Raw genomic sequence first — 19,501 nt, 5'->3', positions numbered from 1 at the left:
GCACATCGTGAGAACCACAGAATCCGAATCCACACGGGAGACAGCGAACTCCGCTGCGGCCACCTTCGAAGGCCCGCTGTCCGGAGTGCGCGTCATCGACCTCTCGAAGATCCTCGCCGGCCCCTACGCCACCATGTCGCTGGCCGACCTCGGCGCCGAGGTCATCAAGGTCGAACATCCGAATGGCGGGGACCCCACGCGGGCCTGGGGCCCGCCGATGGTCGGTGCCGACGCCACGTACTTCCATGCGGCCAACCACAGCAAGAAGTCTGTGACCATCGACCTCAAATCCGAACGGGGACAGGCACAGGTGCACGAACTGCTTGCCGAGGCCGATGTGCTCGTCGAGAACTTCCGACCCGGCAGCTCACTGCAGACGATCTTCGACTATCAGGAGCTGTCGGCGAAGTTCCCGCACCTCGTCATCCTCCACATCTCCGCGTATGGGGATCACGGACCGATGCGCGACGAACCCGGCTATGACATGGTCGCCCAGGCACGCGGGGGACTGATGTCTCTGACCGGTGAGCCCGGCGGGCCACCGATGAAGGCCGGATTCGCGATGGGCGACCTCGGTGCCGGTCTGTTCGGGATCATCGGTGTGGTCTCCGCTCTCTTCGAGCGCAGCCGCACCGGCAGAGGACAGTACCTGACGACCTCTCTGTATGAGGGGCAGCTGGCGCTGCACGTGAACTGGGCGACGAACTACTTCGCCGATGGCAGACGCCCTCATGCTCTCGGTTCGGGCCACCCCAACCTCGTGCCCTATCAGGCGTATCCGGCCGCCGATGACTACTTCGTCATCGCCATCGGCAACGACTCCCTGTGGCAGCGTCTCTGCACCGCCATCGACCGCTCTGACCTCGGCGAGGACGAGCGGATCTCCGCCAATGCGGGCAGGCTGGTCCACCGCGACTATGTCAACGAGGAGCTGTCGAAGACGCTGCGGACGAGGTCGGTCGACGAGTGGTGCGAACTGTTCTCTGCAGCGGGGGTCCCGGCGGCGCCGATCAAGCACCTCGATGAGGTCTACGCCGATCCGCAGACCGAGGCTCTGGGCATGGTTCAGACCGTCGACCACCCCACTGCCGGGCCGATGCGCCAGGTGGCCTTCCCCGTGAATTTCAACGGAGTTCGCCCACCCGTGCGCTCGGCACCACCCGAACTCGGCGCCGATACGGACGAGATCCTCGGTCGCGACAGGGACGACCACCTCGGCGCAGCAGGACCGCAGACGATCGCCACCACCACAGGAGCCTGACATGACTACGACCGCTTTCACTCGCGCGAACTCCAGCAGCGAGAACTCCGACCTGCTCAACCTCGAGGGACTCTTCAGCGAGTCCGAGATCGCCCTGCGCGACACAGTCCGAGCCTTCGTCGATGAGCGCTTCCGCCCGAACATCGCCGACTGGTATGAGAACGCGGTCTTCCCGCGAGAGATCGTGGCCGAGATGGGCGAACTCGGGCTGCTGGGTATGCACTTGCACGGCTACGGCTGCCCCGGCCGCTCGGCCGTCGAGTACGGACTCGCCGCACTCGAGCTCGAAGCCGGGGACTCCGGTCTGCGCACCTTCGTCTCGGTGCAGGGATCGCTGGCGATGTCGGCGATCCACAAGTTCGGCTCCGAGGAACAGAAGAACCGCTACCTGCCCGGCATGGCCAAGGGCGAGATCATCGGCTGCTTCGGTCTGACCGAACCCACCGCCGGATCCGACCCCGGGTCCATGGCCACCACCGCGATCCGCAGTGACGACGGATCCTGGACCCTCAACGGTGCCAAGCGTTGGATCGGTCTGGCCTCGATCGCCGATGTCGCCGTCATCTGGGCGGCCACCGATGAGGGCATCCGCGGCTTCCTGGTTCCCACGGACACCGCCGGGTTCACCGCCACTCCGATCGAGCAGAAGCTGTCGATGCGCGCCTCCATCCAATGCGACATCACCCTCGAGCAGGTGCAGCTGCCCGCCGATGCGGTCCTGCCCGAAGTGACGGGACTCAGAGGACCGTTCTCCTGCCTCAACGAGGCTCGTTACGGAATCATGTGGGGCGCCATGGGCGCCGCGCGTGACTCCTACGAGGTCGCGCTGAAGTATTCGCAGGAACGTCTCCAGTTCGACAAGCCTCTCGCCGGCTACCAGATCACCCAGCAGAAGCTGGTGAACATGGTCCTCGAGATTCAGAAGGGGATCCTCGTCGCCGTCCAGACCGGACGTCTTAAGGACGCCGGGACGCTCGACCCGGTCCAGATCTCGGTCGGCAAGCTCAACAACTGCCGTGAGGCGATCGCCATCTGCCGGGAAGCTCGCACGATGCTCGGCGGCAACGGAATCACCCTCGAATACTCACCGCTGCGGCATGCGAACAACCTCGAGTCCGTGCGCACCTATGAGGGCACCGACGAAGTCCACACCCTCATCCTCGGCCGCCACATCACCGGGGAGCAGGCCTTCAGATGAGCTGAGTTCCCGCCACCCACACCTCGGCGGGGGAGTGCAGTGCAGAGACGTCGCCCAGCGGATCTCCGCCTGCGACCAGCAGATCAGCGCGAGCCCCCTCGACGATGCGTCCGCGATCGCCCGGCCTCAGCGCATCCGCAGCACCCGAGGTGGCCGACCGGACCACCTCGGCGACGGTCATTCCGGCCTCGATGAGATAGTCGAATTCGTCGTGCAGCGATGGGCCGTGCGGCACCGGAGCGAACGGCGTCTCATTCGCATCGGTGCCCGCGATGATCTTCACCCCGGCCTCGTGGAGGGCACGGACATTCGCCAGGGCCATTCCGAAGGCCGCATCGGCATGCTCGCCGAGGCGGGCCTCGGCGATCGCGCGCATCATCACCAGGGTCGGGGAGACGAGGGTGTTCGTCTCAACGATCCGCTCGATCGTCTCCGGCCGCAACGGGCCGTCGAAGGGGATGTGGGTGAGGACGTCGACCCCCGCGTCGAGGCCGCGGTCGAAGGCGGCGGCCGTGACTGCGTGGGCAACGGTGAGCAGTCCGCGCTCGTGAGCTCCATCGACCAGCGCCCGCAGGGTCGGAATGTCGAGGGCAGGCACCTCGGTGGCCTCGGGATCCTCGATGATGATCCTGATGAGATCGACGTTGTTCTCGGTCCGCCAGTCGAGGAACCGCTGCGCATCCTCGGGTCCGGAGACCCCGGATTCCGCGGGGAAGCCCATGGCGGTGGTCTGTGTGCTGCCCGGCGCCGAGGCGGCCGAACCGGCACTGAGGATCGCAGGGATCCCAGCGTCGGCCCGGAAATCGGCGACGAGCGAATCCGGGTGCGTGCCCAAGTCGACGATCGTCGTCAACCCCGCGGCCCCGGCGGCGACGAGAGGCTCCCGGGACTTCAGATGGACGTGGGTGTCGATGAGGCCGGAGAGGAGCGTGGCCGCCGACGTCGGATCCGGATCCGCGGCCGGGTGGATCGCGGTGATTGTCTCGGAGAACTCGATGTCGACGGGCTCACTGGAGACGGCAGAATCGACGTCGAAGATACGCACATTGTGCAGAGCAGTCATGACGCCACGATACTCAGCGAGCTTGTGAAACCCGTCGAATCACCGAAGCGAATCGGGAAAGGTCACTCCCGTCAGCTCCTCGGAGACCTTCCACAGGCGGCGCGCCACGTCCTCGTCGAGGGATGCCGCTCCGCGACCGGCGAAGGCCGGGGCGCCCCGCGTCTCGAGCCAGCTGCCTGGGCCCAGGTAGGAATTGCCTGGGACATCGGCGATCGCGGCGTTGAGCGCCGGCGCGGCACCGGCGGCCTCGGGTTGGGTGAACAGGCGGGTGAGTGCCTTGCCGAGACTGTCGCGCACGCGTCGCCGCTCACCGGATCGGAACAAATTGGTCGCCGCGAGACCAGGGTGAGCCGCCGTCGCGATCACTGCGGAATCCTGGAGTGTCAGCCGGCGTTCGAGCTCGGTGGTGAAGAGCAGATTCGCGAGCTTCGACTGTGCATAGGCGCTCATCGCCCGGTACCTGCGGCGCTGCCAATTGAGATCGGCGAAATCGATCGACCCCTGCCGGTGGGCCAGCGAAGAGACCGTGACCACCCGAGCCCTGATCTGCGGCAGAAGCAGATTTGTCAGCGCGAAGTGCCCGAGGTGGTTGGTCCCGAACTGGGATTCGAAGCCATCGACGGTGTAGCCCAGGGGAGGGGTCATGATGCCCGCATTGTTGATGAGGACGTCGACCGGCGTCTCCAGCGCCGCGGCGAAGGCGCGCACGGAGCCGAGATCGGCCAGATCGAGCTCACTGACCTCGACGGATCCGCTCATGGTTGCCGCCGCGGCAGCTCCCTTCTCCACGTTGCGCACCGCCAGAATGACGTGGGCCCCATGCGCGGCGAGGGCACGGGCGCTGACTCGACCGAGGCCGCTGTTGGCCCCGGTGATGACGAAGGTCTGCCCTGTCAGGTCGGGGAATCCGTGTTCGAGGTCAGAGGTGATCGGCAGCATAGTGGGCAGTGTAGACCCTGAAGATGCACGAACTGTTAGGGTAGCCTTCGTGCCGCAGACTCCTTCATCAGGTTCGAAACTCCTCCGCAGAGCCGCTCGGCGACGCCTTTCACTCCTGCTCCCCGGGGCGGCCACGCTCTCGCTGTGGCAGGTCTGTGAAGCGCTCGTTCCCGTGGCCATCGGCATCGTCGTCGACCGGGCGATCATCCCCCTGTCGCTGCCGATGCTCATCGTCACGATCATCGGCGTCGGTCTGCTCTTCACCGTGCTCAGCCTCGGATACCGCTTCGGTTCCCGCTTCTGCAATGCCGCCCGCGAACACGAAGCCCATGCCCTGCGGGTCGAGATCACCCATGCGGCGCTGACCTCGGCGAACCTGCCCGCCGACCGTGCCTCCGGAGAGGTCCTCTCGATCGCTTCGGCCGATGCCGACACCGCCGCCCAGTCCTTCGCCCAGGCCGGGCGCGGCATCGCCTCGGTGTTGGGCATGATCACCGCCGCCGTCTTCCTCCTCATCGCCGACCCTGTCACCGGACTCGTCGTCCTCATCGCCGTGCCCATCGGACTGATCATCGTCGCCCTGCCCGGCCGCTCCGTCTCCGCGAAGGCCGGCACCCAGCTCGAGGCCGTCGCCCGGGCCGGACGCTCTGCCTCCGACCTCATGCACGGACTCCGCGTGATCAAAGCCATGGGCGGCGAACCCTGGGCCGTCGACCGTTACCGGGTCACCTCCGACGAGGCGGCCACCGCCGGCATCGCCACCGGCGAGCGCACCGGGCGACTCGCCGGACTCGGCGCCCTGGTCATGTCGATCGTGCTCGCCGCCGTGCTCATCGTCGCGAGCCTGCGCCTCATCGAGGGCCAGATGAGCGTCGGCGCCCTCATCGGCATCCTCGGCATGACCGCCTTCCTCACCGAACCCATGCGGGCGCTCGCCGACATCGTCGGACTCTTCGCCCAATCCCACGGTGCGGCCGGCCGGATCGCCCGACTGCTCGTCGACATCGATTCCGCCGAAGCCAGCGATACCACCGACGGCTCCTCGAACGAAGCGACGCCGACCCCGCGCATCGGACTCGACGACACCGCACTGACCGTGCGCGACTGGGCCGTCGGAGCCGAGCGCAGCGTCGACTTCACCACCGATTTCGGGGCCCTGACCTGCATCGTCACCGAAGCCTCCGAACCAGCGGCGAACCTCCTCGGCGCTCTGGCCACCCATGCCCGGGGCACGGGGCCGGACACGATGATCGTGTCCCCGCACACCGTCGACATGTTCGAAGGCACGATCCGGTCGAACATCACGATGATCGTCGGCACCACCGACCACCCGGTCACCGAGGAGGTGCTCACCGCTTCGGGCACCGATGAACTCCTCGGCCTCGTCGACGGCGGCCTCGATCACCGCATCCAGGAACTCGGCGGCAACCTCTCCGGCGGTCAGCGGCAGCGCGTGGCGCTCGCTCGAGCACTCGACGCCGACCCGTCGATCCTCGTCCTCCACGAACCGACGACCGCCGTCGACGCCGTCACCGAAGCGCGCATCGCCGAGGGGGTGACCCGTCTGCGAGGCACCGCCGAGTCCGCCGCAACGATCATCCTCACCAGCTCGCCCGCCTTCCTCGCCGCTGCGGACTCCGTGGTGTTCGTACCCGAGACCGGTCCGGTCCTCATCGGCCGCCACGCGGAGCTGCTCACCGCCGCCGACGAAGCGTCCGAGGCCTACCGGCAGGCGGTGACCCGATGAGCGCCCACACCACCCTGAGCATCGCCACCCGGCGCCGCGCCTTCTCCCACCTCGCCCCGCTGCTGCGGGCACGGTCCGGCTGGATCGTCCTCCTCGTCATCGCCGGCATGGCCAACGCCGGAGCCGGCCTCGTCGGACCCTGGGCGATCGGTCGCCTCGTCGACGAGCTGCCCGCCGGTGCCGGCTCCGAACTCGTGTGGACCTGCGCGATCGCGGTCGCCGTCGCCGGTATCGTCATGGCCCTCGGCACCTGGATCGGAGCCTGGGCGCTGGCACACATCGCCATGCCCGTCGTCGCCGAACTGCGCACCCAGGTCGTCGATTCGGCCATGTCTCTGCCCTCCCAGCGGATCGAGACCACCGGCACCGGGGACCTCGTCTCCCGCGTCGCCGACGACTCCCGAAAGATCAGCGAAGCCGCCGCGCAGGTGCTGCCGCTCGTCGTCGAATCCCTCCTCGTCGTCATCGTCTCCGCCGTCGGGCTGGCCGCCATCGATTGGCGTCTCGGCCTCACCGGTCTCGTCGCCCTGCCGATGTACTGGCTCACCCTGCGCTGGTATCTGCCCAGGTCGGAGCCTATCTACAAAGAGGAGCGCGCGGCGTTCGGCAGACGTGCCGGCCGCCTCCTCGGCGGGCTCACCGGAGCCCAGACCCTGCGGGCCTACCGCGCCGAGGCCGGAGAGATGACCCGCATCGACTCGGCCTCCGGGCAGGCCCGTGACCTCTCGATCGATGTGTTCAGATTCCTCACCCGGGCCTTCGGCCGCAACAATCGCGCCGAGGCGGTCGTCCTCTCCCTGCTTCTGGCCGCGGGGTTCGCCCTCGTCTACTTCGGTGAGACCACCGCCGGTGCAGTGACTACCGCGGCGCTGGTCTTCCACCGCCTGTTCAACCCCATCGGGGCGCTCGTCGGCCTCTTCGACCAGATCCAATCGGCCGGAGCCTCGCTGACCCGGATGGTCGGCGTCATCGATGAGGCCCAGACCTCGCCGAGGCGCTCGATCGATATCGACTCGAGTTCCCCTACGCTGCTGCTCGAGGACCTGTGGTTCACCTACGATGCCGACCCGCACTCGAACAACCATGTCCTCAAGGGCGTGAGCCTGCGCATCGATCCCGGTGAGGTCGTTGCCGTGGTCGGCACCACCGGTGCCGGAAAATCGACGCTGGCGAGGATCGCCGCGGGACTCTCGGCGCCGACACGCGGACGTGCGGCGCTCGTCGACGACGGTGCCGCCTCGGCGGGGGAGCTGACAGCACTGGCCGAACCCGTCCTCCGATCCCACATCTCGATGGTCGCTCAGGAGGTCCACACCTTCGCCGGCGCCCTGCGGGAGAACGTCTCCCTGCCCGTTCCCGCGGCCACCGCCGAGGCGGTCAGCATTGCCCTCGAAACCGTCGGTGCGGACTGGGTGCGATCACTGCCGAACGGTCTGGACACGGAGCTCGGCGATGGGGGGATGCGCCTGAGCGCGGTGCAGGAGCAGATGATCGCCCTGGCCCGACTCGTGCTCGCAGATCCCGATTTCGCGATCCTCGATGAGGCCACCGCCGAGGCGGGATCCGCCGGTGCCCATGTCCTCGAAGGCTCTGCGCGGGCGGCCCTGTCCGGACGCGGGGCGTTGATTGTGGCCCACCGCCTCAGCCAGGCGGAGACCGCCGACCGGGTGCTCGTGATGGAACACGGTGAGGTCGTCGAAGAGGGCAGTCATACCGAACTCGTCGCCGCCGGTGGCCGCTATGCCGAACTCTGGGCGGCGTGGTCGGCCTGAGGCCTCCGGCACCGGCGGTCAGCGGCGCTCAGCGCCAGCGCTGCCAGGCCGCCTGACGGCTGATATCGGCCATCTCGGCCACCCTGGCCCAGGAATTGTGCTCGGCCATCGTGCGCGCACTCGTGCCCATGGCCTCGCCGATTTCCGCGGAGAGGCTGAGCAGCGCCGAGAATGCCGCCGGGTCCGGCGAGTGGGACAGGTCGTGGATCGCCTGCCGTGCGGTGCCCAGCGTGTCGGCCACGGCGGAGGTCTCGCTCGCGCCCGTGGGTGGCCCCGTGAAATCGGATTCGGCGGACGGTCCGGTCACGTCTATCGGTTCGGGGCTGTCTTCATCGAGGGTCACGATGATCTCCTCCTCGGGCGAGCTCAGGCTGCGGGTCCAGGTGCGGTCGTGCCAATGATATTCGACCTCGCCGCGCAGCGGCAGATAGACGGCGGTGTACAGGGTGCCGAATGCGTTGTCGTAGTCCGCACTGAAGACCCCCGGACCGAGCATCCTCGCGGTCATCTCCTGGACATCGCAGCCCTGGTCCACCGCCTCGGTGAGCAGATCCTGACGCTCCACGCTGCGGAAGCGGCGGGCATGGTCGGGGAACTCCGGATGCCGTCCGCGGTGGTTCGTCGCGACCGGATCCTCGATGATCTCCGGGGTCATTCCGGGACCGACGTAGGCGGTCGCCGCGGTGCCCGTGGAGTCGATCATGGTCAGGTTGTAGTACATGGAGACGGGGATCGTCTGGAGCCTGCGCAGAGCCTCGGGCACGGATTCGGCGACCTCGAGGAGGAAGCGCACGACCAGCGGGGCGGCGAATCCGTCACCGTCGCCGGGGCGCCCACCGAAGGCAAGCGACACGGCAAGCCCGTCCTCGTTCATGCCGTCGAGCAGACCCCACAGGCAGTCGGACGTTCCGATCACCCGGCGGGAGCCGAATCGGGTCGAGGCGTGGACCTGCTCGAACAGCTCGAGCCCGTAGTCGTAGTTGCGCAGCAGGGCAGGCTCGGGAGACTGCAGGGCGACCTGTGAGCACCCGGGCAGGAAGCGGGGAGGATTCCACAGGGTGAGCATGCGGGCCGCGGTCTCGTCCCCGCCCGCCAGCTCGACGAGCCGCCGCCAGGTGGGGACGAGCTCGGGCATGTGCTCGCGCAGTCGGGCCTCGGCTTCCGCGAGGCTGGGTCGAGCGGCATCTCCGTCACGGAGATACCACGCCCGATAGGCGGGCCAGACGGTATCGAACAGTGCCTGCCAGCGGGTGGAGGGGAGTTCTTCGGTGATTCCGAAAAAGTTGAATGAGGTCATTTGTCAAGGCTAGGTTGACACTCATCGGGTGTCAATAAAAACTTGACAGTGGTTGTGGAGCTGGACTCAGCTCAGTCCGAGCACCGTGGTGGCGATCGTGAAGTAGATGATCAGTCCGGTGGCGTCGCAGAACGTGGAGATGAACGGGTTGGAGAACACAGCCGGGTCGGCTCCGAGCCGCTTCGCGATGATCGGCATCAGCCCGCCCACGGTTGCGGCCATCATGCACACCGAGAGCAGGGTCAGGCCGATGACCAGGCCGATCGCCCAGCCGTAGACGAGTCCGGCGATGGCGAAGCCGAGGCAGCCGAGCACGGCACCGAGCAGCGCACCGACGCGCAGTTCGCGCCAGATGACCTTTCCCAGGTCACGGATGCGGACCTCGCCCACGGCCAGAGCCCGGGTCACGGTGGTCGCGGCCTGGTTGCCGGTGTTGCCGCCCGTGCCGGTGAGCAGGGGGATGAACAGGGCGAGGATGACGACCTGATCGAGGCGGTCCTCGTAGACCTCGAGGACTTGGACGGTGAGGACCGCCGAGACCGCGAGGACGAGGAGCCACACGATGCGGCTCTTGACCAACCGGACGATGCTCGAGGAGAGGTAGGAGCGGTCGAGGGGTTCGGAGCCGCTGGAGCGGGCGATGTCCTCGGCGTCCTCTTCGTCGACGATGTCGAGCACGTCATCCATGGTGAGGATCCCGACAAGGCGGTTCTCCTCATCGACGACCGGCATCGCGATGAGGCGGTGGGAGAGGAACGTGCGGGATGCTTCCTCACGGTCGGTCTGGGCATGAGTCGTGATCGATTCGCGCACCATCTCACCGATGATCGTCTCGTCGGCGGCGGCGATGAGGTTGCGCAGGGAGATCACCCCGAGGAGGACGCGTCCGGAACCGACGACAGGCAGCAGGTAGACGGTCTCCGGACCGTCGATGCGGGCACGGACGACCTCCATCGCCTCGGCGGAGGTCCAATCTTCGTGGAGACTGAGCACCTCCGGGGACATGTACCGGCCGATCGCGGACTTCGGATAGCCGAGGACCGCCGTCGTCATCTCTCGTTCCTCGGCGTCGAGGCCCTTCATCAGGCGGGAGGCAACGCTCGCGGGCAGCTCACCGAAGAGTTCGGCACGATCATCGGGGTCGAGACCGTCGACGATGTCGGCGACCTCCGGTTCGCGGAGATTCTGGATCAGCTCGGCCTGGTAGCCCGGGGTCAGATTCTCAAAGACCGCGAGGGCCTCGTCCTTGTTGAGCACGCGGAAGAGGACGGCCGACTGCAGGGGAGTGGTGGTGTGGACGAGCCGGGTGAGTTCCGGGAGGGGGACCTGCCCGGCGAGATCGGCGACCGAGTCCATCGCGGTCCGGTCGACCCGGCCGGAGAGTGCGGATTCGAGCCGGTCCGCCGCCGACCTCTCTACCATCGCATCTGCCACGACTGCCTCCTGACATCCCTGCCGCCACTGTGATCGCCCTCCACCCTATGCCACGAGGGCAATGATCGACTCAGCCCCTCTTCGCGGACTCCGGTACCCGCACGGTAAGTACCGGGACGGGGGAGCGGAGGATGAGGCGTTGGGTCACGGATCCCAGGAGGACCTTGCCCACCCGCGAGCGGGAACGTACGCCGAGGACGAGCCGGTCCACCTCGGCGTGGTCGGCCAGCTCATCGAGGACCGCGGTGACCGGATCACGGTCCCGGCGGCCGGAGCGATTGATGAGTGTGACCTCAAGGTCGCGGGGGATCTCCTCGTCGGCGAAGTCGTGGAGGGTGAGGTTGACGAGCAGCAGGCCCGTCTTCAGGGCGCGCGCCTCGGCCACGGCGCTCTCGAGAGCCGTGCGGCCTTCGGGGCTGTCGGTGACGGCAACTGCGACTGACATTCTGACTCCTTACTCTCTACTTCCGTCCGTACTTCGCTTTGAACTCCCGCTCGAACTCCGCGAGGTCCTTGTCCTTGGTCTCGGGCAGGAGTGTGTAGAGGAAGATGAAGGCGATGACGGCGAAGCCGGCGAACATGCCGAAGGTCGCGGTCATGCCCATCGCCTCGATGAGCGGCGGGAAGAACTGGGCGACGACGGCGTTCATGATCCACAGCACGAACACGCAGATGCCCATTGCGAAGCTGCGGATCTTCATCGGGAAGATCTCCGAGAGCATCAGCCAGGTCAGCGGACCGACCGTGCCCTGCATCGAGAACACGAAGAGGACGAGGAAGACGAGCACCGTCCACGCCTGCCCCGGTCCCGGCGGGACGACGACCGCGGTGAGCGCGATGAGGGTGTGGAAGACCGCGATGAGCCCGTAGCCGGTGAGGAACATGACGCGGCGCGGCAGCTTGTTGAGCAGGAACATGCCCAGTGAGATGCCGGCCAGGGAGAAGACGCCGTTGGCGATGTTGCCGATGATTGCGACACCGGAGTCGAGTCCGGCGTTGGTGAGCAGCTGCGTGCCGTAGTACATGACCGAATTGATGCCGGTCAGCTGCTGGAAGAAGCCGAGACCGGCACCGATGATGACCAGCCGCAGCACCCACCGGGTGCCGAGGTCGGTCAGTCCGCCGGTGGACTGCTTCGCGTCCTCGGAGGCGAGGTGGGTGACCTCGGCGACTTCGGCCTCGGCACGTTCGGGGGAACGGACCTGCTTGAGCACCGCGAGCGCCTCCTCGGTGCGGCCCTTGGAGATCAGCCAGCGGGGGCTCTCGGGCTGGAAGATCATGCCCACGAGCAGGGCGATCGCGGGCAGCAGGGCGACGAGGAGCATCCAGCGCCAGATGGAGTCGACGTGGCCCCAGACGTTGAAGATCACGGCGTTGATGATGAATGCGGCGAGCTGACCGGCGACGATCATCAGCTCGTTGCGAGTGACGAAGGAGCCGCGCTTCTCCGAAGGGGCGATCTCGCCGAGGTAGACGGGGACGGTCGCCGAGGCGCCGCCGACCGCGAGGCCGAGGACGAATCGCGAACCGATGAGGAACTCCGCGCCCGGGGCGAGCACGCAGCCGAGGGTGCCGATGATGAAGACCCCGGCGAGCAGGAGAATTGTGTGTCGTCTGCCGTAGGCGTCGGCGACTCGACCGCCGAAGACCGCGCCGAACGCGGCGCCGATCATGAGGCTGGCGACGACCATGCCTTCGGAGAGGGCGGTGAGACCGAAGTCCTGACTCAGCGGCTCGAGCGCGCCGTTGACGACACCGGTGTCGTAGCCGAAGAGGAGACCGCCGAAGGTGGCGACTGTGGCGATGACGCCGAGGCGGTGGACCGGCCGACCGGAACCGGCATGCGGCAGGTCGAACCGCTGTCGATGGGGATAAGGCGATGAAGACACGAACGCCTCCTTTCCTCTCTCGTTCTAACACACTTCGATCCGCGCCGAAGCAAGCGGGTTCTAGCATGGAGCCATGAGCAGGAGCTACCCGGAATCGGCGCCGGACATCGCCGCCCTCGCCTCGGCACTCGCCGATCCCACGCGCGTGATGATCTGCATCAGCGTCCTCGACGGCAGGGCCTGGACGCTCACGGAGCTCTCCCGGGCCCTGTCCATTCCGCTGTCGTCGATGTCGGAACACGTGAGCATGCTCGTCGACCGCGGCATCCTCGCCGAACGCAGGCAGGGACGCCACCGCTATGTCCAGCTGGCCTCGAACGACATCGCCGAGTGGCTCGAACACACGGGAGCTCTGGCCGGGCGCAGCGTCGAATCCGCACCGTCCCTGGCCGCGAAGACCCGCGACCATCACCTCCTCGAGGCCCGTACCTGCTACAGACACATCGCCGGTCGCCTCGGCGTCCAGATCTTCGCCGCGCTGTCCGACCGGCAGTGGATCGACGACACCGTGACCGTGACCGACTCCGGTCGCGCAGGCCTCGCCGAGGTGTGGGGAATCCATCTTCCTTCCTCTCCGGCATCGGCGCGCTCGGTCGCACGCCCCTGCCTGGACTGGACGGAACGGCGGACCCACCTCGGCGGGTGGCTCGGTGATGAACTCTGCCGAGTCTTTCTCGACAGGGCCTGGATCTCCCGGCGGTCGAGCAGCCGCGCACTCGCACTCACACCGACCGGTCGGGACGAGCTCGACTGGATCCTGACCGCAGAGGTGACCCAGCTGTGAACTCGACCCCGGAATTCCACCGCCTCCACGTCCACGGGGCGCCGTTCATCCTGCCGTGCGCCTGGGACATCGCCAGTGCCCGATTGTTCGTCGAGGCGGGTCACCGTGCCGTCGGCACGACGAGTCTCGGTGTGGCGGCGGGAATCGGTACCGTCGATGAGGACCGCGAGACCCTTGAAGCCATGGCCGATCTCATCGGCCGGATTGCGACAGTACTGCCCGAGAGGCTGCTCACCTGCGACTTCGAAGACGGGTACGGTGACACTCCCGCCGAGGTCGTCGACATCCTGGCGGAGCGATTCGTCCGTCCCGGCGCACCGAGCGGCACAGGCCTGGCCGTCGCCGGAATCAACATCGAAGATTCGACCCGCGGCCGCCTCGTCGAACCCGTCGTGCTCGCCGCGAAGATCACCGCGATCAAGGACGCGTTCCCCGACCTCTTCGTCAACGCACGGATCGACACGTACTGGGTTGGGCAGGACAACCTCGGCGAGGTTGTGCAACGGCTCCGTATCTATGCCGATGCCGGGGCGGACGGGGTCTTCGTGCCCGGCGATCTCGATGTGGACATCATCGAGCAGATCGTCACGGCCTCGACGCTGCCGCTCAACGTCCTCGCCAGCCCGCGTTTCAGCCGCCGGCAGCTGGCCGAGGCGGGGGTGGCGCGGATCAGCACGGGTTCGCTGCTCTACCGAGCCGCGGTCTCAGCTGCGGTGGAGAGTCTCGGCAGGCTCAACTTCGACCGCCCGGCGCAGACGACTGGCGTGCTGTCCTACCGGGCGGTGTCGGAGCTGGGCGAATGACCTGAGCGGCTCAGTCCTCGTCGAGCACGGTGTCCAGGCCATCCTCGGAGAGGGCATCGGCGTCGAGGTCGTCCCCGGCGAGTTCGGCCACCTCGTCATTGTCGTCGTCATCGCTGACCATCTCATCGCCGGGGCGGTTGCCCTGCTCAGCCGCGGCGATCGGGTCGGTGTCGAACTCTCCGTCGAGGTCGGGGGCGTCGTTCTCGTCCTCCCAGCCGGCATCCTCGATGAGGGCGTCGTCGGCACCTTCGATGCCGGTCCCTTCCGGGCCGTCGGCTCCGGGCTCGACGAATGGATCCTCGTCATCGGACTCAGGCTCGAGGTCGTTGTCTTCGGCCTCGGCCTCGGCAAGTGCTGCGGTGTCCTCGACCGCGCCGAGCTCGTCGGCCGTGGGTTCGTCGAGGGTGGGCTCATCCAACTCCGCTTCGTCCTGCCACTGTGTGGGATCGGTGGATTCGTCACTCATGATCGCTCCTTCGCTGGGGGTCGATGCGAGTCGCATGTCGACGCGGCCATTGTTGCACGGACCGCCGCGTCCACGCATGGGTCGGGTCTGTTCAGGCTCAGGCCGTGCGCATGCCGATGCCGCTGATCACGGCCGAGACCGCACCGAGCAGGCCGAGGATGACGACGATGATCCGGCCTGCCTTCGGGGTGATGAAGGGCTCCAGATAACGGGCACCGAAGAGACCAGCCAGCAGAGCCGCGGCCATGAGAGACCATTCGGGCAGGGCGAACGTCGGGAACGATCCGGGGGAGGCCAGCAGGGCGGCGACCGCTCCGATGCCGGAGACGACGGCGACGAAAGGCTGCATCGATGCGGCGAACTTGCGGTGCTCCCATCGCGTGACGACCGAGTACACGGTCATCACCGGTCCGCCGATGCCGGACATCGTAATGAGCATTCCGGTGCCGGTTCCCGCCATGGTCGTCGCCGGCCAGAGTTTGGCCATCCAACTCGTACGGGCGATGACCAGGGAGACGAGGATGGCGACGATGAGGATGAGGCCGACGACGATCTTGAAGGTGCTCGCGTCCAAGGCGCGGATCACCACGGCCCCGAGGAGCGCGCCGACCAGACTGGTGCTCACAAGCACGGACACCTTCGGCCATTCGACGTCCTTGCGCACCGGCCAGATCAGGATGAGTGAGGCGACCATTCCCCAGACATTGGCGAGGACCACGCCTTCTTGCCCGGGGAGGAGAAGCAGAGCCAGCGGGGCGACGACCATGGCGAAACCCATTCCGGCGATGCGCTGCAGGGTGGCGCCGACAAGCATTGCCGCGACGAGGGCGATGGTCACCATGTCCAAGCAGAGTCTCCTCGTGTGTCAGCGGTGTCAGCAGATAGGTCACGCTAGCACGGGAGTCCTTGCCGGTCAGTTCCGGTCCGAAGGGTGAGGAGTCAGCGAGTCGCGGGGGAGGAGTCGGCGGAGCTGAGCTCTTCGGCAGGTGCGGCGGTGTTCGCTTCCGCGACCACGGGACGGCGGCCGGTGAAGTGGTCCATCGTCTTATTCACGCCGAGGAAGTCCATCGCTTTGTCGAACATCCGCGTGGGCAGCAGTCGTGCTCCGGGCAGGATGCGAACCAGCGAGGGCATGACCAGCTGTTCGCGCCCGGACGCGATGGAGTCGAGGACCTTGGTCGAAACGTCGGTCTCTTCGAGGATAGGCAGCAGGCGAGGGAATTTGGTGGTCACACCCTCGAACATGCCGGTGTTGATGTAGTACGGGCAGACGACGAGGGTCGAGACCTTGCTGCCTTCGGCGCGCAGCTCCGCACGCAGGGACTCGGTGAATCCGACGGCGGCGAATTTGCTCGCCGAGTAGTCGGTCTGCCGCGCCACGCCGGTGAATCCTGCGGCGCTGGCGATGGTGACCACCGTGCCGCGGTCGCGTTCGAGCATTCCGGGCAGGAAGGCGCGGGTGACCCAGTACAGAGCGAGGGTGTTGACGTCGTAGACGCGGCGGATCGCCTTCTCGTCGGCCTCCAGCAGCTTCTCGCCGGTGACGATCCCGGCGCAGTTGATGAGGATGTCAACCGGCCCGGTGTCCTCGGCCGCTGCCGCGACCTGCGCGGAATCGGCGACATTGACCGCAAAGGATCGGGCGCGTGAGCCCGCAGCCACGATCTCCTCGCGCACTCTCTGTCCGCTCTCGGTCGACAGATCCCAGATGAGAACCTCCGCGGCCCCGCGCGCAGCCGCATCGAGGGCCATAAGTCGTCCGATTCCGTTGCCGGCACCGGTGATCAGCACCCGGGCTCCGGCAATTCGGGTTCCACGTGTCATCTGTATGCTCCTTTGCACCATCGAGGTTCGACGGTCTTCCCATCGGTGTAAGTTACTGTACAGTACGATCCCTGGGTTCGGTACGGTGGAGGCGGTGAACGCCCTCAGTGCGCAATGCGGTAGCGCAGCACCATCGTCCCCGATCTCAGCGCACGGTGAGGCACCAGTTCGAGCCGGAGACGTTCGCTCAGCCCCGCGGGCAGGGACGGTCCGTGTCCGGCGATCATCGGCTGGACGAGGAATTCGTATTCGTCGATCGGCCCCAGGTCCGCCAAGGCCTTCGGCAGGGTCACCCCGCCGACCCATAGGCGCTCACCCGGCTCTGCCTTGAGCCGTTCGACCGCCTCTGCCGCAGGACCGTCGACCAATTCGGCGTTCCAATCGACCCTGCTGAGCGTGCCCGACATGACGAACTTGTGCGCGCGATCGATGGCCTCGGCGAGGGGGTTCTCCCAGTCCTCCATTCACTCCGGCCACACCCCCGTGTTCGGCCTCCGCCACGCAGACTCCATTATCTCGTAGGTGATCCGGCCGAGGAGGAGGCCGTCGGCGCGTTCCATCTCCGCGGCCCTGTAGCGCATCGACTCTTCGTCGGGCGGGATGCCGGCCTCGTGGTGGCAACTGCCGTCGTGGGTGAGGTCGATCGAGTAGCGAAGGAGTCCCATGCGCAGATGCTACTGCGGCAGGCCCGCGGGTGCGATTGCGGAGGGGCCGCGGAACGAGAAGAACCCCCGCGATCATCGCGAGGGTTCTTCCTAAGTGGTGGCTCCGACCGGCGTCGATCCGGTGACCTTTCGATTTTCAGTCGAACGCTCTACCAACTGAGCTACAGAGCCTGGTCGCCGGCATACCGAAGTATGCCGAGAGAAACAAAGGCTCTTCCGAAGAAGAGCCTTATGCTCCGCGACCCTGACGGGACTCGAACCCGCGACCTCCGCCGTGACAGGGCGGCGCGCTAACCAACTGCGCCACAGGGCCTTGCTGTTGTTGCGATGTGGAACCTCTCGATCCTACACCGTACCCCCAACGGGATTCGAACCCGTGTCGCCGCCGTGAAAGGGCGGTGTCCTAGGCCTCTAGACGATGGGGGCCTAGTTTGCTCTCGGATTCCCCGTGGGCAACGACGTTAAGCTTATCCCAAGGGTTTCCCGGAATGCAAAACGAACCCAGGTGTCCTCGGTCACAGAATTTCGGCCACCCGGGGCCCGCCTCGGCGAGGGGAACTCCAGAGCGCGAAAGCTAGAGTTGACGGCATGGAATACCTCAGCGACGACGAGTTCGAAGCGATCCTCGACGAGGCGCTGGACGAGCTGCCCGCGGGCGTGACCGACGAACTCGACAACGTTGCCCTCTTCGTCGAGGACCGCCCCGAGGACGGCAGCACCAACCTGCTCGGACTCTACGACGGCACACCGGTCGGCGAACGCGGCATCTCAGGTCTGGAGATGCCGGACAACATCTTCCTCTACCGCGACAACCTCATCGCCTTCTCCCGCGACCGCGATCACCTCAAGGACGAAATCGTCATCACCATCGTCCACGAGATCGCGCACTTCTATGGCATCGACGACGATCGCCTCCACGAACTCGGCTGGGGCTGAGTTGCGCACCGACCACCAGCGAGGACGCGTGCACGTGAAAAGTCGAACTGTCGTTTCACGCAGGGTCTTTGATTGGCGCTCGGCCCTCCACTTCGCCTATTGTGGGCGGGTACCCATCAGCATCGATACAACATTCCGTCCGTGTCGAGGCGGGAACACAGGAGCTGCGAAGCTTCGGGCCCAGTGCCCGCCGTGTCCCGACGCACCACGGGCAGGAGGCACGACCCCTTTATGACAGTTGCATCCACCAAGACGACAAGCGCGGCTACCCCGGCCGTTCGAGTGCTCAACCTGGCAGGCATCGAATACAGCCTGCACAGCTTCGATCATGATCCGAGCACTCGTCGCTATGGCTCCGAAGCCGCCGACAAGCTCGGCGTCGGCTCCGACCAGGTGTTCAAGACCCTGATGATCCAGGTCGACGGCGCCCCCGTGACCGCACTGGTTCCCGTGTCCGGTCAGCTCGACCTCAAAGGTCTCGCCTCTGCCCGCGGTGCGAAGAAGGCCCAGCTGGCCGGCGTCGCCGAGACCGAACGCCGCACCGGCTACCCTGTCGGGGGAGTCTCCCCGTTCGGGCAGCGCCATGCGGCCCCGGTCGTCATCGATCGCACGGCCCTCGAGCATTCCTCGGTCTTCGTCTCCGCCGGACGCCGCGGGCTCGAGATCGAGATCCGCCCCGAAGACCTCGTCATGCTCACCAACGCCCAGGTCGGCAAGATCGCCGCTCTGGACTGACCGTGACCGACCGTCCCCGCGGCTAGATCCATTCGATCTCGCCGATCTCGGGTTCGGCCCGACCGGCCGTGAGGTCGGCGTACATCGCAATCGCCGCCTCCACCTCGGCGACGGGGACGAGGACATCCACGTCGACACGCGCGCCGTACTCGGCCCGCGTCGACCAGCCCCGCACCTCGGCGCCGCGTTCGAGCGCATTGGCCTGCGCGTAGTCGACGCCGGCACGCACCGGCACCAGCTCATGCTTCGTCACGATCGACGCCGTTCCCACCGCCGCCGAGGTGGCCTGACCGTAGGCGCGCACGAGTCCGCCCGCACCCAGCAGGGTTCCCCCGAAATACCGGGTCACCACGGCGACGACATAGGTGAGTTCGTGCCCGGCCAGGACATCGAGGATCGGGGCACCGGCCGTGCCCGCGGGCTCCCCATCGTCATTGAAGCGCTGGGTCCGCGAATCCGGGTCGAGGATGAACGCCGTGCAGTGGTGGCGGGCCTTGGGATGGGCGCTCCGGCGCTCGGCGATGACCTCGCGGGCGGCCGCCTCGTCGACGACCGGAGCCAGAAGCGCGAGGAACCGTGAGCGCTTGATCTCGACTTCCGCCTCGGCGGTCCGTCTGATGGTCCGGTAGGGCATGCTCGTCACTCTATCGAATCTGATCTACGATGAGCGGACACGCGCAGATCACGC

General features: G+C 66.9%; 20 protein-coding genes and 3 tRNA genes. 8 read left to right on the top strand and 15 right to left on the bottom strand.

Annotated features, from left to right (window positions below; genetic code table 11):
- Positions 1-7 precede the first annotated feature (7 nt).
- A complete protein-coding gene (locus ACH82I_RS07435; protein ID WP_413336509.1) occupies positions 8-1,261 on the top strand; it encodes a CaiB/BaiF CoA transferase family protein in 1,254 nt (417 codons plus the stop codon).
- Between the two features lies 1 nt (position 1,262).
- The gene (locus ACH82I_RS07430; protein ID WP_413336508.1) at positions 1,263-2,459 is read left to right on the top strand and encodes an acyl-CoA dehydrogenase family protein; all 1,197 of its coding nucleotides are present in this window, start codon (positions 1,263-1,265) and stop codon (positions 2,457-2,459) included.
- Here ACH82I_RS07430 and ACH82I_RS07425 read toward each other — a convergent pair.
- Together ACH82I_RS07425 and ACH82I_RS07420 are read right to left on the bottom strand one after the other, a co-directional pair.
- On the bottom strand, positions 2,452-3,522 hold the full coding sequence (locus ACH82I_RS07425) for an amidohydrolase family protein (protein WP_413336507.1): 1,071 nt from the start codon (positions 3,520-3,522) through the stop codon (positions 2,452-2,454). The genes ACH82I_RS07430 and ACH82I_RS07425 overlap by 8 nt on opposite strands.
- A gap of 39 nt (positions 3,523-3,561) precedes the next feature.
- Positions 3,562-4,461: an oxidoreductase gene (locus ACH82I_RS07420; RefSeq protein ID WP_413336506.1), complete on the bottom strand. Its 900-nt coding sequence runs from the start codon at positions 4,459-4,461 to the stop codon at positions 3,562-3,564.
- 49 nt (positions 4,462-4,510) lie between these two features.
- Here ACH82I_RS07420 and ACH82I_RS07415 point away from each other — a divergent pair, with 49 nt between their 5' ends.
- Positions 4,511-6,208 (top strand): ABC transporter transmembrane domain-containing protein, encoded by a 1,698-nt coding sequence (locus ACH82I_RS07415; RefSeq protein ID WP_413336505.1) that lies wholly within the window; start codon positions 4,511-4,513, stop codon positions 6,206-6,208.
- Positions 6,205-7,980, top strand: coding sequence for an ABC transporter ATP-binding protein (locus ACH82I_RS07410; RefSeq protein WP_413336504.1), 1,776 nt, complete (start codon positions 6,205-6,207; stop codon positions 7,978-7,980). Before ACH82I_RS07415 ends, ACH82I_RS07410 begins: the two co-directional genes overlap by 4 nt.
- Positions 7,981-8,008: 28 nt before the next feature.
- Here the strand turns inward: ACH82I_RS07410 and ACH82I_RS07405 are convergent, their stop codons facing one another.
- The 4 genes from ACH82I_RS07405 to ACH82I_RS07390 all read right to left on the bottom strand — a co-directional run bounded on the left by ACH82I_RS07405 (position 8,009) and on the right by ACH82I_RS07390 (position 12,600).
- Positions 8,009-9,277 (bottom strand): C45 family autoproteolytic acyltransferase/hydolase, encoded by a 1,269-nt coding sequence (locus tag ACH82I_RS07405; protein ID WP_413336503.1) that lies wholly within the window; start codon positions 9,275-9,277, stop codon positions 8,009-8,011.
- Between the two features lie 66 nt (positions 9,278-9,343).
- Positions 9,344-10,711 (bottom strand): magnesium transporter, encoded by a 1,368-nt coding sequence (gene mgtE / locus ACH82I_RS07400; RefSeq protein ID WP_413336502.1) that lies wholly within the window; start codon positions 10,709-10,711, stop codon positions 9,344-9,346.
- A gap of 70 nt (positions 10,712-10,781) precedes the next feature.
- Entirely contained in the window at positions 10,782-11,156 is a 375-nt protein-coding gene (locus ACH82I_RS07395) for a universal stress protein (protein WP_230747927.1), read from the bottom strand.
- A gap of 16 nt (positions 11,157-11,172) precedes the next feature.
- Entirely contained in the window at positions 11,173-12,600 is a 1,428-nt protein-coding gene (locus ACH82I_RS07390) for a sugar porter family MFS transporter (RefSeq protein WP_413336501.1), read from the bottom strand.
- A 73-nt stretch (positions 12,601-12,673) separates the two neighbouring features.
- Between ACH82I_RS07390 and ACH82I_RS07385 the strand changes: the two genes are divergently transcribed.
- Positions 12,674-13,384 carry an ArsR/SmtB family transcription factor gene (locus tag ACH82I_RS07385; RefSeq protein ID WP_413336500.1) on the top strand — a complete coding sequence of 237 codons (711 nt, stop codon included), beginning with the start codon at positions 12,674-12,676 and terminating at the stop codon, positions 13,382-13,384.
- Positions 13,381-14,187, top strand: a complete 807-nt coding sequence (locus tag ACH82I_RS07380) for an isocitrate lyase/PEP mutase family protein (RefSeq protein WP_413336499.1) — start codon at positions 13,381-13,383, stop codon at positions 14,185-14,187. The genes ACH82I_RS07385 and ACH82I_RS07380 overlap by 4 nt, the downstream gene beginning before the upstream one ends.
- A 10-nt stretch (positions 14,188-14,197) precedes the next feature.
- Here the strand turns inward: ACH82I_RS07380 and ACH82I_RS07375 are convergent, their stop codons facing one another.
- The 8 genes from ACH82I_RS07375 to ACH82I_RS07340 all read right to left on the bottom strand — a co-directional run bounded on the left by ACH82I_RS07375 (position 14,198) and on the right by ACH82I_RS07340 (position 17,568).
- Positions 14,198-14,653: a hypothetical protein gene (locus tag ACH82I_RS07375; protein ID WP_413336498.1), complete on the bottom strand. Its 456-nt coding sequence runs from the start codon at positions 14,651-14,653 to the stop codon at positions 14,198-14,200.
- A gap of 97 nt (positions 14,654-14,750) precedes the next feature.
- On the bottom strand, positions 14,751-15,494 hold the full coding sequence (locus tag ACH82I_RS07370) for a TSUP family transporter (protein ID WP_413336497.1): 744 nt from the start codon (positions 15,492-15,494) through the stop codon (positions 14,751-14,753).
- Between the two features lie 98 nt (positions 15,495-15,592).
- Positions 15,593-16,477 carry an SDR family oxidoreductase gene (locus ACH82I_RS07365; RefSeq protein ID WP_230747919.1) on the bottom strand — a complete coding sequence of 295 codons (885 nt, stop codon included), beginning with the start codon at positions 16,475-16,477 and terminating at the stop codon, positions 15,593-15,595.
- Between the two features lie 104 nt (positions 16,478-16,581).
- The gene (locus ACH82I_RS07360) at positions 16,582-16,941 is read right to left on the bottom strand and encodes a dihydrofolate reductase family protein (protein ID WP_413336496.1); all 360 of its coding nucleotides are present in this window, start codon (positions 16,939-16,941) and stop codon (positions 16,582-16,584) included.
- Entirely contained in the window at positions 16,942-17,142 is a 201-nt protein-coding gene (locus ACH82I_RS07355) for a hypothetical protein (protein ID WP_413336495.1), read from the bottom strand.
- Positions 17,143-17,237: 95 nt separating this feature from the next.
- Positions 17,238-17,313, bottom strand: a tRNA-Phe gene (locus tag ACH82I_RS07350).
- A gap of 68 nt (positions 17,314-17,381) precedes the next feature.
- Positions 17,382-17,455, bottom strand: a tRNA-Asp gene (locus ACH82I_RS07345).
- A gap of 40 nt (positions 17,456-17,495) precedes the next feature.
- Positions 17,496-17,568: transfer RNA gene (locus ACH82I_RS07340), tRNA-Glu, on the bottom strand.
- A gap of 162 nt (positions 17,569-17,730) precedes the next feature.
- Between ACH82I_RS07340 and ACH82I_RS07335 the strand changes: the two genes are divergently transcribed.
- Positions 17,731-18,078, top strand: a complete 348-nt coding sequence (locus ACH82I_RS07335; protein ID WP_413336494.1) for a metallopeptidase family protein — start codon at positions 17,731-17,733, stop codon at positions 18,076-18,078.
- A 231-nt stretch (positions 18,079-18,309) separates the two neighbouring features.
- Positions 18,310-18,813, top strand: a complete 504-nt coding sequence (gene ybaK, locus ACH82I_RS07330) for a Cys-tRNA(Pro) deacylase (RefSeq protein WP_230747917.1) — start codon at positions 18,310-18,312, stop codon at positions 18,811-18,813.
- Positions 18,814-18,835: 22 nt separating this feature from the next.
- On the opposite strand, the gene ACH82I_RS07325 is transcribed toward ybaK, so the two are convergent.
- Complete coding sequence (locus ACH82I_RS07325; RefSeq protein WP_413336493.1) at positions 18,836-19,447, bottom strand: IMPACT family protein; 612 nt, start codon at positions 19,445-19,447, stop codon at positions 18,836-18,838.
- Positions 19,448-19,501: the final 54 nt, after the last annotated feature.

Origin of the sequence: Brevibacterium sp. GP-SGM9 (genome assembly GCF_047300845.1) — a bacterium.
Classification (GTDB): domain Bacteria; phylum Actinomycetota; class Actinomycetes; order Actinomycetales; family Brevibacteriaceae; genus Brevibacterium.
The sequence above is the reverse complement of the archived record's forward strand: the minus strand, read 5'-3'. Positions and strand labels throughout refer to the sequence as shown.